Source organism: Enterobacter sp. RHBSTW-01064 (genome assembly GCF_014103035.1).
In the GTDB taxonomy this organism is placed as follows: domain Bacteria; phylum Pseudomonadota; class Gammaproteobacteria; order Enterobacterales; family Enterobacteriaceae; genus Enterobacter; species Enterobacter mori.
Window position 1 is genome coordinate 96,781 of sequence record NZ_JABXOU010000007.1, and the last position, 13,470, is coordinate 110,250.

Annotated in this window: 12 protein-coding genes; 8 read left to right on the top strand and 4 right to left on the bottom strand. The window is 53.9% G+C overall.

What is annotated here, in order from left to right:
- Positions 1-19 precede the first annotated feature (19 nt).
- The gene (gene hemB, locus HV355_RS19355; RefSeq protein ID WP_182403082.1) at positions 20-994 is read right to left on the bottom strand and encodes a porphobilinogen synthase; all 975 of its coding nucleotides are present in this window, start codon (positions 992-994) and stop codon (positions 20-22) included.
- A 452-nt stretch (positions 995-1,446) separates the two neighbouring features.
- Between hemB and HV355_RS19360 the strand changes: the two genes are divergently transcribed.
- Positions 1,447-4,221: an autotransporter outer membrane beta-barrel domain-containing protein gene (locus HV355_RS19360; RefSeq protein WP_182403084.1), complete on the top strand. Its 2,775-nt coding sequence runs from the start codon at positions 1,447-1,449 to the stop codon at positions 4,219-4,221.
- Positions 4,222-4,313: 92 nt separating this feature from the next.
- Complete coding sequence (locus HV355_RS19365) at positions 4,314-4,946, top strand: helix-turn-helix domain-containing protein (protein ID WP_108415681.1); 633 nt, start codon at positions 4,314-4,316, stop codon at positions 4,944-4,946.
- A gap of 1 nt (position 4,947) precedes the next feature.
- Here HV355_RS19365 and ampH read toward each other — a convergent pair whose 3' ends face one another.
- Positions 4,948-6,108 carry a D-alanyl-D-alanine-carboxypeptidase/endopeptidase AmpH gene (gene ampH, locus HV355_RS19370; RefSeq protein WP_182403086.1) on the bottom strand — a complete coding sequence of 387 codons (1,161 nt, stop codon included), beginning with the start codon at positions 6,106-6,108 and terminating at the stop codon, positions 4,948-4,950.
- A 204-nt stretch (positions 6,109-6,312) separates the two neighbouring features.
- On the opposite strand from ampH, the gene HV355_RS19375 reads away from it, so the two are divergent.
- The 3 genes from HV355_RS19375 to HV355_RS19385 all read left to right on the top strand — a co-directional run bounded on the left by HV355_RS19375 (position 6,313) and on the right by HV355_RS19385 (position 9,293).
- Positions 6,313-6,846, top strand: coding sequence for an isochorismatase family protein (locus HV355_RS19375; RefSeq protein ID WP_010427984.1), 534 nt, complete (start codon positions 6,313-6,315; stop codon positions 6,844-6,846).
- Between the two features lie 114 nt (positions 6,847-6,960).
- Complete coding sequence (gene sbmA, locus HV355_RS19380; protein WP_108415683.1) at positions 6,961-8,181, top strand: peptide antibiotic transporter SbmA; 1,221 nt, start codon at positions 6,961-6,963, stop codon at positions 8,179-8,181.
- A gap of 14 nt (positions 8,182-8,195) precedes the next feature.
- Entirely contained in the window at positions 8,196-9,293 is a 1,098-nt protein-coding gene (locus HV355_RS19385) for a DUF1615 domain-containing protein (RefSeq protein ID WP_108415684.1), read from the top strand.
- Here HV355_RS19385 and HV355_RS19390 read toward each other — a convergent pair.
- Positions 9,290-9,592, bottom strand: coding sequence for a DUF2755 family protein (locus HV355_RS19390; RefSeq protein WP_108415685.1), 303 nt, complete (start codon positions 9,590-9,592; stop codon positions 9,290-9,292). The two genes, HV355_RS19385 and HV355_RS19390, sit on opposite strands and share 4 nt — an antisense overlap.
- A gap of 248 nt (positions 9,593-9,840) precedes the next feature.
- On the opposite strand from HV355_RS19390, the gene HV355_RS19395 reads away from it, so the two are divergent.
- Complete coding sequence (locus HV355_RS19395; RefSeq protein ID WP_010427988.1) at positions 9,841-10,077, top strand: DUF2754 family protein; 237 nt, start codon at positions 9,841-9,843, stop codon at positions 10,075-10,077.
- On the opposite strand, the gene ddlA is transcribed toward HV355_RS19395, so the two are convergent.
- Positions 10,074-11,174 (bottom strand): D-alanine--D-alanine ligase, encoded by a 1,101-nt coding sequence (gene ddlA, locus HV355_RS19400; protein ID WP_182403088.1) that lies wholly within the window; start codon positions 11,172-11,174, stop codon positions 10,074-10,076. The genes HV355_RS19395 and ddlA overlap by 4 nt on opposite strands.
- A 102-nt stretch (positions 11,175-11,276) precedes the next feature.
- On the opposite strand from ddlA, the gene HV355_RS19405 reads away from it, so the two are divergent.
- Positions 11,277-11,960 (top strand): extensin family protein, encoded by a 684-nt coding sequence (locus HV355_RS19405; protein WP_100167144.1) that lies wholly within the window; start codon positions 11,277-11,279, stop codon positions 11,958-11,960.
- Between the two features lie 169 nt (positions 11,961-12,129).
- A complete protein-coding gene (locus tag HV355_RS19410) occupies positions 12,130-13,344 on the top strand; it encodes a multidrug efflux MFS transporter (RefSeq protein WP_174340705.1) in 1,215 nt (404 codons plus the stop codon).
- The last annotated feature ends 126 nt before the right edge of the window (positions 13,345-13,470 follow it).

Consider the following 13,470-nt stretch of genomic DNA (forward strand, 5'->3'; position numbering starts at 1 on the left):
TATTGCAGTTTGGTGAAGATTAGCGGAGGATTTTCTTCTCAGCCAGATCCAGCGCGAAGTAGCTGAAGATCAGGTCCGCACCCGCGCGTTTGATCGCGCCCAGGCTTTCGAGAACCACTTTCTCTTCGTCAATCGCCCCTGCCAGCGCGGCGAATTTGATCATCGCGTACTCGCCACTGACCTGGTAAGCGCCCAGCGGCAGCTCGGTGCGCTCGCGGATGTCGCGCAGGATGTCGAGGTACGCGCCCGCTGGTTTCACCATTAGGCAGTCTGCGCCCTGGGCTTCATCCAGCAGGGATTCACGAATCGCTTCGCGGCGGTTCAGCGGGTTCATCTGATAGGTTTTACGATCGCCCTTCAGCGCCGTACCCGCCGCCTCACGGAACGGACCGTAGAAGGAGGAGGCAAATTTAGTGGAGTAGGACATGATGGCGGTATCGGTAAAGCCCGCCGCGTCCAGCGCCTGACGAATCGCCTGAACCTGTCCGTCCATCGCCGCAGATGGCGCGATAAAGTCCGCACCTGCAGCGGCAGCGACGACCGCCTGTTTGCCAAGATTCAGCAGGGTGGCATCGTTGTCCACGCCGTGATCGCACAGCACGCCGCAGTGGCCGTGAGACGTGTATTCGCAGAAGCAGGTGTCGGACATTACCACCATTTCCGGCACGGTCTCTTTGCAGATGCGGGACATGCGGGCGACGAGGCCATCTTCTTTCCATGCATCGCTGCCGGTGGCGTCGGTATGGTGAGAGATGCCGAAGGTCATCACCGAGCGGATCCCCGCGTTGGCGATGCGTTCAATCTCACGCGCCAGATGTTTTTCCGGAATGCGCATCACGCCCGGCATCGCCTCGATGGCTTTGTAGTCATCGATCTCTTCTTCGACAAAAATCGGCAACACCAGATCGTTTAAGGTCAGGGTTGTCTCTTCAAACATAGCGCGCAGTGCAGGTGACTTGCGCAGGCGGCGGGGACGTGCAATTAAATCGGTCATGGTATGCCTGATGTTTGTGGAACAAAGAAGACTAGTGTACATGAAAGTGAAGAGGGGTGTTTTACGAAATTGGGCATTTTGATTTTGCGAAATGCGCCAAAACAAGCCGCAACGAATGTCTCTATTATAGAATGAATGATGGCTTTTTAGGGAGCGTGAAATATTGGCGGCAGTTTTGAATTGAATGGAAGGTATCATTATAAATGATCTATTATTTTTTATTATATTATCCTGATCAATAAAATAAGGTTGTAATTTGCTGATTTTATAATATTTATTCACAATGATTGTTATTGTTCCGTTTTTTTAGACGTGAGTTGTCTGGATACGGACTTAATTGAATCATTCATTGAACCTTTTAGAAATGAAATTGCATAATTCCCTCCGCAATTAAACATTGCAAAATGATTTGACGGACAAACTTGCTTACGTCCCTGAGGAGGGATGACCCAATGCAAACATGGAAAAAGAAACTGGTTGTATCTCAACTTGCATTAGCCTGCACCCTGGCTATCGCTTCTCAGGCTAATGCGAAGGATATTTCCGGCACGACGTATAATACGTTTGGATATGATAATACCGCCTCTACCCCCTGGTATTATGGTTATGCAGACTGGGATTACTCGGATGCCACCCATGATGGTGATATTTATCCGGTGATTAACAAATCCACGGTAAACGGTGTTATTTCAACATACTATCTGGATGATGGCGTTAATGGCCGGGCGAATGCGTTGAGTATTTCCAACAGCACCGTCAACGGCATGATCACGTCTGAGTGTATGACCACGACGTGTGAAGATGGCACGGAAACAGATGGTACAGCACATACGCAGTATGACCGTTTCAGCCTGACGGTAGATAACAGCACCATCAATGACACCTACGAGCATTATGCTTATGACGTTGTGAATGGTGACACCACCGAAACCCATTATCAGGATACCTACGGTCTGGGTAACGCGATTACGCTGGATGTAGAGTCTGATATCGTTATTCAGAATAACTCCCACGTTGCCGGTATCACGCTGACGCAGGGTTACCAGGAGCTGGATAATACCCCGTATGACGGTGTGGAAGGCGTTGCCAATAGCAGCAACATCTTTACCGATACCCTGGTGGTGAAAGACTCCGTGCTGACCTCCGGCGCATACAGCGATCTGGGCACCAGCGGTTTCTATGGTCAAACGGCCAAGCCGAGCGACTACGGTGAAACCAACGCGACGGCGGCGGATGACGCGGCGCTGATCGTGGCTGCCAGTGCGTCTGACAACGCGATGCAGACGACAGCGACGTTCGATCACTCCACCGTTACAGGTGACATCCTGTTCTCCAGTACCTTCGATAACAACTTCTACGAGAATGGCGACCCGGCAACCGATACCACCGATGACGGTGTGTATAACCCAACCACCAACGGCTGGGACGGTACCGATACACTGGATGTCACTCTGACTAACGGCAGCAAGTGGGTGGGTGCAGCGCAGTCCAGCGTTGAAGCCATCGGCACCGCACAAATGTACGGTGAAGGTTACAGCGACGTTGACTGGAGTGCCCTGTCTCCAAACAGCATCTGGCCGGGTTCCACCTTCGACAGCAACGGTCACGTTGCGGGTGAAGAGGTTTATCAGAGCGGTCTGTTCAACGTGGCGCTGGATAACGGTTCCGAGTGGGATACCCGTAAAGTCTCCAACATCGACGCGCTGACGGTGAATAATCAGTCGCAGGTCAATGTTGAAAACTCTGGCCTGCTGGCGGACACCATCACGCTGACCAATGCTTCAACGCTGAATATCGGTGACAGCGGCGCGGTCGCGACCGACAGCCTGTACCTGGACAGCTACAGCCGTGCAGCGCTGACTGAAGAGACCGCTGAGCTGTATGCCAACACCATTACCGTAGACAACGGTGCCGAGCTGGCGCTGGGTATGGGTCAGGTTGATACGCACAACATGGTGCTGACCGACGGCGGCGTACTGAACGTGGCTAGCCGCGATTACGTGCTGAACAGCGATCTGAACAACGCGCGCTATATCACCAACGATAAGTACAATGCCGATTACGACTACGGCGTTGTGGCGATTAATTCTGATGGCCATCTGTCAGTGAACGGTGACGTTGCAGGTAACTACAAAGTGCGCATCGATGATGCGACCGGTGCCGGTTCCGTTGCCGATTACAAAAATAAAGAGATCGTCCGCATCTATGACAATAACGCGGATACCACAGCCAGCTTTACTGCCGCGAACAAAGCGGATTTAGGTGCCTACACCTATCAGGCGCAGCAGAAAGGTGACACCGTTGTTCTGCAGCAGAAAGAGCTGACTGACTATGCCAACATGGCGCTGAGCATCCCGTCTGCTAACAGCAACATCTGGAACCTGCAGCAGGATACCGTCGGCACGCGTCTGACCAACAGCCGCCACGGCCTGGCGGATAACGGCGGAGCGTGGGTGAGCTACTTCGGTGGTAACTTCGACGCTGATAATGGCAACGTTAGCTACGATCAGGACGTGAGCGGCATTATGGTCGGTCTGGATACCCAGATTGACGGTAACAATGCGAAATGGATCGTCGGTGGTGCTGCAGGCTTCGCGAAGGGCGATATCAGCGATCGTACCGGTCAGGTTGATCAGGACAGTCAGACTGCGATGGTCTACGCGTCAGCGAAGTTCATGAACGATCTGTTCCTCGACAGCTCCCTGAGCTACACCCGCTTCAACAACGATCTCTCCGCTACCATGAGCAACGGTCAGTATGTTGACGGTAACACCACGACCGATGCGGTCGGCTTTGGGATGAAACTGGGCTACGACTGGAAACCAAACCTGTCTGGCTACATCACGCCTTACGCGGCGGTATCCGGCCTGTTCCAGTCTGGGGATGATTACCAGCTGAGCAATGACATGCGAATTGATGGGCAGTCATACGACAGCCTGCGTTATGAGCTTGGCGTAGATGCGGGTTACACCTTCAATTACGGCGGAGAGCAGGCGTTGACGCCTTACTTCAAGCTGGCTTACGTGTATGACGATGCCGACAACAATGCTGATGTGAACGACGACAGCATCGACAACGGTGTTGAAGGTTCCGCGGTTCGTGTGGGTCTGGGCACGCAGTTCAGCTTCACGAAGAACTTCAGTGCATATACTGATGCAACTTATCTCGGTGGCGGCGACGTTGACCAGAACTGGGGTGCAAATCTGGGTGTGAAATATACCTGGTAAAATATAAAAAGCGGGGGAATATTTCCCCCGCTTTTTTATATAACAATTAAGAATAATCGAGAACCGACAGAGACAGATGACTTGAGGTCTGCATGAATGTTAATGCGAAGCCACTTTCTGAATTAAGCCGGATCGTACAGTGCCTGGAAGTCGCCAGCACCCCTTTTAAGACCGCGCCACAGAAATTAATTTCAACCGTCAATAATGATGACGATGATGTTCCATACACATTTGTAATACAAACCGGCGTCGTTGCCATCCACAGAAAGTCAGATGAACTTCTCGTGGGGATTGCAAAGGCACCCTATATTTATGGTTTAAGCGCGTGGGTAAATAATAGCCATCAGGAATATGTGATGATGGCGCATTCACATTGCTCAGGTTTTTATTTACCGGCCTCTTCACTGTACCAACGGCTTCAGCAAGCCTCACTCTGGCAGGACGCATTTTGTTGGCTGTCGTGGATCAACCATCATCTGGGTAAACGTGACATGCAACTGGTGGGGAATAACTCTTACAGCCAGATCCGGGCCATGCTCATTAATATGGCCGAGTGGGATGAAACGCTGCGCTCAAAAATTGGCGTTATGAATCATATTCAGCGTAGCACAGGGATCTCACGCTCTGTGGTCGCGGAAGTTCTGGCAGCGCTGCGGCAGGGTAATTATATTACGATGAGCCGGGGCAAACTGGTTAGCATCAACCGTCTGCCCGCGGACTATTAGGTCAGTTAGACGCCGTCAGCACCTGCGCTTTATTCGCGCTCAGCTCAGCAACCAGATTATTGATGCCATCGCTCATGTTGATGAAGCGCGTGTTCGGCGAGCGGGTAACGACCACAAACGCCCCTACGTTGGACTGCGGGATCATCGCCATATAGGTGATGAATCCGCCACCGCCGCCGGTTTTCTGAATAATGCCCGGGCGGCCGTCTTTCGGCGCCATGTACACCCAACCCAAACCGAGGGCGTCGGCTTTACCCGGTACGTCCATGCCGATAACGCGGGTCAGTTGGGTACGCTGATAAATCAGCGTTTGCATGCGGTCGGCCTGGTGGGTGCGAGAGTAAAAATCCGAAGAGAGGAACTGCTGCATCCAGCGCATCATGTCGCCAGGCGTGGAATACACCCCACCGCTGCCGATCGCCGCCAGGGTGTTATTACACGGGCTGGCACCTTTTTCAGCGACCATCAGACGACGGCACTGGTCCGGGGAGGGGGTAAAGGTGGTGTCCTTCATCCCCAACGGACGGGTAATCTGCTCTTCAAACAGCTGAGGATAGGGTTTACCCGAAGCGGTCGATAACGCATCGGCCAGCAGATCAAACGCGAGGTTTGAATAGGCGGCCTGCGAACCCGGCGTGGTTTTCAGCGTCGCGGTGCTCAGGTAATTCCAGCGCTGTTCGCGCGTCGGCCAGACAAAGACGGGACGATGTGCCGCGCCGCCAGGTTGTTCTCGCGGCAGGGCACTGGTGTGGGTCGCCAGGTTGACCAGTCTGATGGGGGCACCCTGATAAGTCGGGACGCGAGCGCCGGGTGGTGCATATTTGCTGAGCGGGTCGTCGAGTTTAACCACGCCCTGGTCGAGAAGCTTCACCAGCATTTCGCTGGTCATCAGCTTGGTGATGGAGGCAATACGGATCACCGAATCCAGCTGCGGGTGAATGTTATTCCCCGGGCGCGTTTCACCAAAGCTGCGAAACACGCGCTGGTTACCGTCAATGACCACCAGCGCCATTCCCGTCCCGCCGCTACCGTAATAGATCAGGTTCGCGTAGCGATCGGCGATATCAGAGGCTAAAACCGGGGCCGTCAGCGGCTGCGCTGCCTGGGCGGTGGAAAAGCTCATCGCACATAGCGCGGCGAAAGAGAGCAGACAACGTTTCAACGAAAAGCATCCATCAAGTAAATAAGGAAAGTTAGGGGTATTTATACTACTAATCGGTAAGCTGCAAAGGCCCGAATTGCATAACGATAGCGAGAAAAACGTAACCATGGGTAAATATGAACAATTTACTTGCGGCCTGGATCCCATTTTGTGACATCGGGCTTATGATAGGCACCAGTGCGACTCAATCTTGCGGAGAACGGTATGTCTGATAAGCGTGTGGTTATGGTGGTTGATATGCAGAACGGGGTATTCGAGACGCCGCGTCATCAGCGCGAGAAATGTGTCTCTCTGATCAACCAGCTTACGCAGGCAGCCGACAGGGTGGTTTTTATACAGCATACCGAAGCCGGGGGCCTGGAAGAGGGAAGTGAAGGGTTTGCGTTGCTTCCTGAGCTAAATCAGCCAGCAGGTGCGTTGTACGTCACCAAAACCGCCTGTGATGCCTTCTATAACACCGCGCTTGAGACGCTGCTGCGTGAACAGGGCATTCGCGAGTTTGTCATTTGCGGCTGTGCCACCGATTACTGTGTCGATGCCACCCTCAAAAACGGCGTCAGCCGGGGCTACCACATCACGGTTGCTGAAGATGCCCACACCACGGCCAATCGCCCGGCGGCGGAAGCCCAGGTTCTGATTGCGCACTACAACGATGTCTGGCGTAACTTCATCGCCCCTGCCAATCCACCTTCGGTGAAACGCACCGAAACAATTCTCGAAAACTGGAAAGCGAACTAATAATAAACCCACGGGTCTGACCTTTTTGCCTGCGCCGCTGGCGGGTTCAGGTCAGATTTTCGTGTGGCGATGTGTTGAGCACAGCAACAGCCAGAACAACAAAAAGGAAGCACAATGTTTAAGTCATTTTTCCCAAAGCCGGGGCCTTTTTTCCTGTCGGCATTTATTTGGGCACTGATTGCTGTCATTTTCTGGCAGGCGGGCGGCGGCGCATGGCTGACGCGTATCACGGGGGCAACGGGTGAGGTGCCAATTAGCGCCGCGCGCTTCTGGTCGCTCAGCTACCTGCTGTTTTACGCCTACTACACGGTCTGCGTGGGGCTGTTTGCGGTTTTCTGGTTTATCTACTCTCCACACCGCTGGCAATACTGGTCGATTCTGGGCACCTCGCTGATCATCTTTGTGACCTGGTTTCTGGTCGAAGTCGGCGTGGCGGTGAACGCCTGGTATGCCCCCTTCTACGATCTGATCCAGACGGCGCTGAGTTCCCCGCATAAGGTGACGATTAACCAGTTCTACCATGAGGTGGGTATCTTCCTCGGCATCGCCCTGATTGCGGTCATCATTGGCGTGATGAACAATTTCTTCGTTAGCCACTATGTCTTCCGCTGGCGTACCGCCATGAACGAACACTATATGGCGCACTGGCAGCACCTGCGTCATATCGAAGGTGCCGCGCAGCGTGTGCAGGAAGACACCATGCGTTTTGCCTCTACGCTTGAAGACATGGGTGTCAGTTTTATCAACGCCATTATGACGCTGATCGCCTTCCTGCCTGTGCTGGTGACGCTTTCCGCACACGTGCCAGAGCTGCCGATTATTGGTCACCTGCCGTATGGTCTGGTTATCGCCGCGATTGTCTGGTCGTTGATGGGCACGGGGCTGCTGGCGGTGGTCGGCATCAAGCTGCCGGGTCTGGAGTTTAAAAATCAGCGTGTCGAAGCGGCCTACCGTAAAGAGCTGGTTTACGGCGAAGATGATGCTAACCGCGCCTCGCCACCGACCGTTCGCGAGCTGTTTGGCGCCGTGCGTCGCAACTATTTCCGCCTCTATTTCCACTATATGTATTTCAACATTGCGCGCATTCTGTATCTGCAGGTTGATAACGTTTTCGGTTTGTTCCTGCTGTTCCCGTCGATTGTTGCGGGTACGATTACGCTGGGCCTGATGACGCAGATCACCAACGTCTTTGGTCAGGTGCGCGGTTCGTTCCAGTATCTGATCAGCTCCTGGACCACGCTGGTGGAACTGATGTCCATCTACAAACGTTTACGCAGTTTCGAGCGCGAGCTGGACGATAAAGATCTGCAGGAAGTCACCAACACATTTAGCTAATACAGGGAGTTGCTATGTCTTTTGCCGTACCGCGTACGTTATCGCTGTCCTTACTTGCTGCCCTGGTACTGGCGGGGTGTGCCGAGAAAGGGGCCACGCCACTCAAAAAAGGGGAAAAGCCCGTGGACGTGGCGAGCGTTGTCCGGCAAAAAATGCCCGCCAGCGTGAAGGATCGCAACGCGTGGGCAGAGGCACTGGCAAAGACCTTTGAAAGCCAGAAAATTGCCCCTACCGAGGAGAATATCTGCTCGGTACTGGCGGTGGCGCAGCAGGAATCAATGTACCAGTCAGACCCGGTCGTGCCGGGTCTGAACAAAATTGCCTGGAAAGAGATCGACCGCCGCGCGGAATCGATGCATATCCCGGTGTTCCTGGTCCATACCGCGCTTAAAATCACCTCGCCAAACGGCAAAAGCTATAGCGATAGGCTGGATACGGTGAAAACTGAGAAACAGCTAAGCGCCATTTTTGATGACTTCATCAACATGGTGCCGATGGGGCAAAAACTGTTTGGCTCGCTTAACCCGGTACACACCGGCGGTCCGATGCAGGTCAGCATCGCGTTTGCAGAAAAACATACCGACGGTTATCCGTGGAAAATCGACGGTACGGTGCGTCAGGAGGTCTTCTCCCTGCGCGGCGGGCTCTGGTTTGGCACTTATCACCTTCTTAACTACCCGGCGAATTACAGCGAGCCGCTGTACCGCTTTGCAGACTTTAACGCGGGCTGGTATGCCAGCAGGAACGCAGCGTTCCAGAATGCCGTGAGCCGGGCATCCGGGGTGAAGCTGGCGCTGGATGGCGATCTGATTGCCTACGGCAGCAGCGAAGCGGGTACGACCGAACGTGCGGTGCGCAAACTGGCGACAAAGCTGGATATGAGCAACAGCGATATTCGCCGTCAGCTGGAGAAGGGCGACAGTCTGGCGTTTGAGAAAACGGATTTGTATCAGCAGGTCTTTGCGCTGGCAGAGAAGAAAAGTGGAAAAGCGTTACCGAGGGCTATCCTGCCCGGCATTCAGCTCGAGAGCCCGAAAATCACGCGTAACCTGACAACTGCATGGTTTGCGAAACGCGTGGATGACCGCCGGGCTCGCTGTATGGGGATTTAGAAACGACGGCGCAGGCGAAGCACTAAGGCAATGACGCCAAGAATCATGCACCCGACGAGGAAGGGGACCAGGCCAAACAGGGTGCTTACCCCGAAACCGATCTCAACGCGTGGGCGCCCGCTATCCTGAACCTGCATCAGGTGTTCATAAACGCCAGGCGCATGAACCAGCATGTTGAGAAGCTGTGAGCCTGCCCAGAAGCAGAACAGCACAAACAGGGCATAGGCGATATTACCCGCCGTGGAGGTTTTTGGTTGTTTGCCGCCAAAAATCGGTTTCGACAATGTAAAATCAGCCATAAAGACCTCCCGAAATATCACTCTGTTTTATACGTTTCGTATAGGGTGAGTTTGACAGGTCATCGCATTTGTCAATATCAGAATCGTGGTAATTTACCCTCAGGAATGCTCCTGGATTGATGATTTCTGCATCACATCACAATTTGATCACTTAAGTGAAATTGCGTCGCGTTTCAGAATTTCCGCATTCGCCACAGACCCGGCCATAAAACTGTGAGAGGATGTCTTTTTTTCCTGCCGGAGTTGTTATGAAGCTCACGTCCAAACTACGCCGTGACTGGCATTACTACGCCTTTGCTATTGGGCTGATCTTTATTCTTAACGGTGTTGTGGGGCTATTGGGGTTTGAGGCAAAAGGCTGGCAAACCTATGCCGTGGGGCTGGTCACTTGGGTGATTAGTTTCTGGCTGGCGGGGTTGATTATCCGCCGCCGTCCTGAAGAGACGACAGCGGAAGAGACGGAAACGGTGAAGAAAACCGATTAACCGTTTACGGAGCTTTTAAGGGCGCTGTCAGCGGCGTGACGCTCCAGCGCCAGTTCGATCAGGCGAGTGATGAGTTCCGGATAGCTGATTCCGCTGGCCTGCCACAGTTTCGGATACATGCTGATGTTGGTGAAGCCTGGCAGCGTGTTGATCTCGTTAATGACCACCTCGTTTTCCGGCGTCAGGAACACATCAACGCGAGCCATACCGCAGCAGCCCAGCGCCTGATAAGCTTCTACGGCGATCGCGCGGATCTTATCGTTGATGACCGGATCGATAACCGCAGGTACCACAACCTGCGCGCCTTTATCATCAATGTATTTGGTATCGTAAGAGTAGAAATCGCTGTTCAACACCACTTCACCGCAGGTGCTCGCCTGTGGGAAATCATTCCCCAGCACGGCGCACTCAATTTCGCGGCCTTTGATACCCTGTTCAACCACCACTTTGTGGTCAAACTCAAACGCCAGACGCACGGCGTCGGTAAATTGCGCTTCGGTGGTGACTTTGCTGACGCCAACGGAGGAGCCCTGATTCGCCGGTTTGACGAACAGCGGCAGGCCGAGCTGGCTGGAAAGCTGCGCGAAATCGAATTTCTCGCGGTTGGCGCGGGTGAGCGTGACGAACGGCGCAATATTCAGCCCGGCATCGCGCAGCAAACGCTTGGTGACGTCTTTGTCCATACAGGCGGCGGAGCCCAGCACGTCGGAGCCGACAAACGGCAGGTTCGCCATGCGCAACATCCCCTGCAAAGAGCCGTCTTCGCCCAGCGTGCCGTGCACGATAGGGAAAATAACGTCAATCTGAGCCAGCGCCTGCGCATTACCGGCGTCGATAAATTGCCCCTGAACCAGGCCTGGTACGGTCGCGACGCTGGTTTCTGAAGGATTAAGGGCGATGTGCGCCGGATCGTTAGCATTGATCAGGTACTGGCTGGCATCGTTAACATGCCACTGACCCTGTTTATCAATACCCAGCAGCACCACGTCGAAACGGCTTTTATCGATCGCATCGACAATATTTTTGGCCGATTGCAATGACACCTCGTGCTCTGCTGATTTTCCCCCAAAGACAATACCTACGCGCTGCTTTGCCATCTCACTCTCTTCCAGTCTGTCGAAAAGCCAATAACATACCACGATGCCCTGCGTGTTTCGCGGCCTTCTGCCATAATGTTTTGGGGTTATCGTGGGGGGCGCGTGAAAGGAAAAAGTCTGCTAACCGTTTTCATTATTGTGGCTGTCGCAACGGCGGGTTACCGCTGGTTGCCGTCTCATTACAACCCTTTTACGCCGCTTACCCTTGACGATCCTCCCGGAAAAATCACCCAGTTTAAGCTTCGGCGCTTAACGCCGGAGGCCTGCGAAAGCCTCCTAACCGAAGCAAATCAAAGAGCGCTTATCCGCACGCAGCCGGTGGCTGACAGCGCGGGAGCATGCCCGCTCAGTAACGTGGTGCGCGTGAGTAATTTCGGTCCGGTCAGCCTGAACAGCAGTTTTCTGGCCAGTTGCCCTCTGGCATTAAGCTCTGCGCTGTTTGTCAGTCAGCAGGCCCGGCCGCTGACGAAAAGCTGGATGGGCAGCGAGCTTACGCGCATCGACCATCTGGGAAGCTATGCCTGTCGTAATATATACGGCCGCCCGGATGCGCGTCGCAGTGAACATGCCACGGCAGAGGCGCTGGACATCAGCGCATTTCGGCTGGCAAACGGTGAGCGGATCACCATTCTGAAGGGCTGGTCATCGGCTAAAACCCAGCCGTGGCTTCAGGCTCTGCTGGCGGCGAGCTGTGGGTATTACGGTAACGGTCTGGGGCCAGAATATAACGCGGCCCACGCTAACCATTTCCATCTTGGGATGCGCGGCTTCGGCCTGTGCCGCTGAAGCATAATCTTTCGTCAGAAAGTGGATAATTTGTGACTTGTTTCACAAATATGATGACTGGGAAGATAAAACACCAAAGTCAGCAAGGCCGCATCTCTGGTGCGACGTCAACGCGCGTAACTTGCTAATCTGTCGGCGAATTCGCCTAAAAATGAAGACTATTTCTGTTATGGAATCCTGGAAAGTTAACCTCATCTCGGTCTGGTTCGGCTGTTTCTTTACCGGACTGGCCATTAGCCAGATTTTACCCTTTCTGCCGCTGTACGTGTCTCAGCTGGGGGTGACCTCCCATGAAGCCCTCTCTATGTGGTCAGGGTTGACGTTCAGCGTCACGTTTCTGGTTTCGGCCATCGTCTCGCCGATGTGGGGCAGCCTGGCGGACAGAAAAGGCCGCAAGCTGATGCTGCTGCGTGCATCCCTCGGTATGGCGATCGCCATTTTGCTTCAGGCCTTTGCCACCAACGTCTGGCAGCTGTTTATCCTGCGGGCAATCATGGGGCTGACTTCCGGGTATATTCCGAACGCGATGGCGCTGGTGGCCTCGCAGGTGCCGCGTGAACGTAGCGGCTGGGCGCTGAGTACGCTCTCTACCGCGCAGATCAGCGGGGTCATCGGCGGACCGCTGCTGGGGGGATTCCTCGCGGATCACGTGGGGCTGAGAGCGGTATTTTTCATCACCGCGATACTGCTGGTGATCAGTTTTCTGGTGACGCTTTTCCTGATCAAAGAAGGGGGCCGTCCCGTTGTCAGCAAATCAGAACGCCTGAGCGGCAGGGCGGTCTTTGCCTCGCTGCCTTATCCCGGCCTGATGATCAGCCTTTTTGTCACCACCATGGTGATCCAGCTGTGTAATGGTTCCGTCGGGCCTATTCTGGCGCTGTTTATCAAGTCGATGGAGCCAGACAGCAGCAATATCGCCTTTCTCGCGGGGTTGATTGCGGCGGTGCCTGGCGTGTCGGCTCTGATCTCTGCGCCGCGGCTTGGCAAACTGGGCGACAGGATTGGCACGGCGCGCATCCTGATGGCCACGCTGATATTTGCGGTCATACTCTTTTTCGCTATGTCGTTCGTAACGACCCCGCTTCAGCTTGGCGTTCTGCGCTTCTTGCTTGGTTTTGCCGATGGAGCCATGTTGCCCGCCGTGCAAACACTGCTGGTGAAATATTCCAGTGACCAGGTCACCGGGCGTATTTTTGGTTACAACCAGTCGTTTATGTATTTGGGCAACGTCGCCGGTCCGCTTATTGGTGCATCCGTTTCCGCGATGGCCGGTTTCCGTTGGGTATTTGCCGCGACGGCTGTGGTGGTGTTGATAAATATTATCCAGCTGGCTATTGCACTGCGTCGTCGCAGACAATTAGCGGAGGCAAAAGGAGCCCGTTAACCCTGGGGATGTATTATATATTTTTATGGCTGCCGCTTTTTTATATAACAAAAAGCGGCCTGTTGTTATAGAAAAACGTTTCGCTGCGGTGCGCGCTACGCTATTTTTGACGTAACGTCACTTTTG

What these genes read in the sequence shown, in the direction of transcription:
- hemB (WP_182403082.1), bottom strand. Translation starts at nt 994, where the DNA reads ATGACCGATTTAATTGCACGTCCCCGCCGCCTGCGCAAGTCACCTGCA.
- HV355_RS19360 (WP_182403084.1), top strand. Translation starts at nt 1,447, where the DNA reads ATGCAAACATGGAAAAAGAAACTGGTTGTATCTCAACTTGCATTAGCC.
- HV355_RS19365 (WP_108415681.1), top strand. Translation starts at nt 4,314, where the DNA reads ATGAATGTTAATGCGAAGCCACTTTCTGAATTAAGCCGGATCGTACAG.
- HV355_RS19375 (WP_010427984.1), top strand. Translation starts at nt 6,313, where the DNA reads ATGTCTGATAAGCGTGTGGTTATGGTGGTTGATATGCAGAACGGGGTA.
- sbmA (WP_108415683.1), top strand. Translation starts at nt 6,961, where the DNA reads ATGTTTAAGTCATTTTTCCCAAAGCCGGGGCCTTTTTTCCTGTCGGCA.
- HV355_RS19385 (WP_108415684.1), top strand. Translation starts at nt 8,196, where the DNA reads ATGTCTTTTGCCGTACCGCGTACGTTATCGCTGTCCTTACTTGCTGCC.
- HV355_RS19390 (WP_108415685.1), bottom strand. Translation starts at nt 9,592, where the DNA reads ATGGCTGATTTTACATTGTCGAAACCGATTTTTGGCGGCAAACAACCA.
- HV355_RS19395 (WP_010427988.1), top strand. Translation starts at nt 9,841, where the DNA reads ATGAAGCTCACGTCCAAACTACGCCGTGACTGGCATTACTACGCCTTT.
- ddlA (WP_182403088.1), bottom strand. Translation starts at nt 11,174, where the DNA reads ATGGCAAAGCAGCGCGTAGGTATTGTCTTTGGGGGAAAATCAGCAGAG.
- HV355_RS19410 (WP_174340705.1), top strand. Translation starts at nt 12,130, where the DNA reads ATGGAATCCTGGAAAGTTAACCTCATCTCGGTCTGGTTCGGCTGTTTC.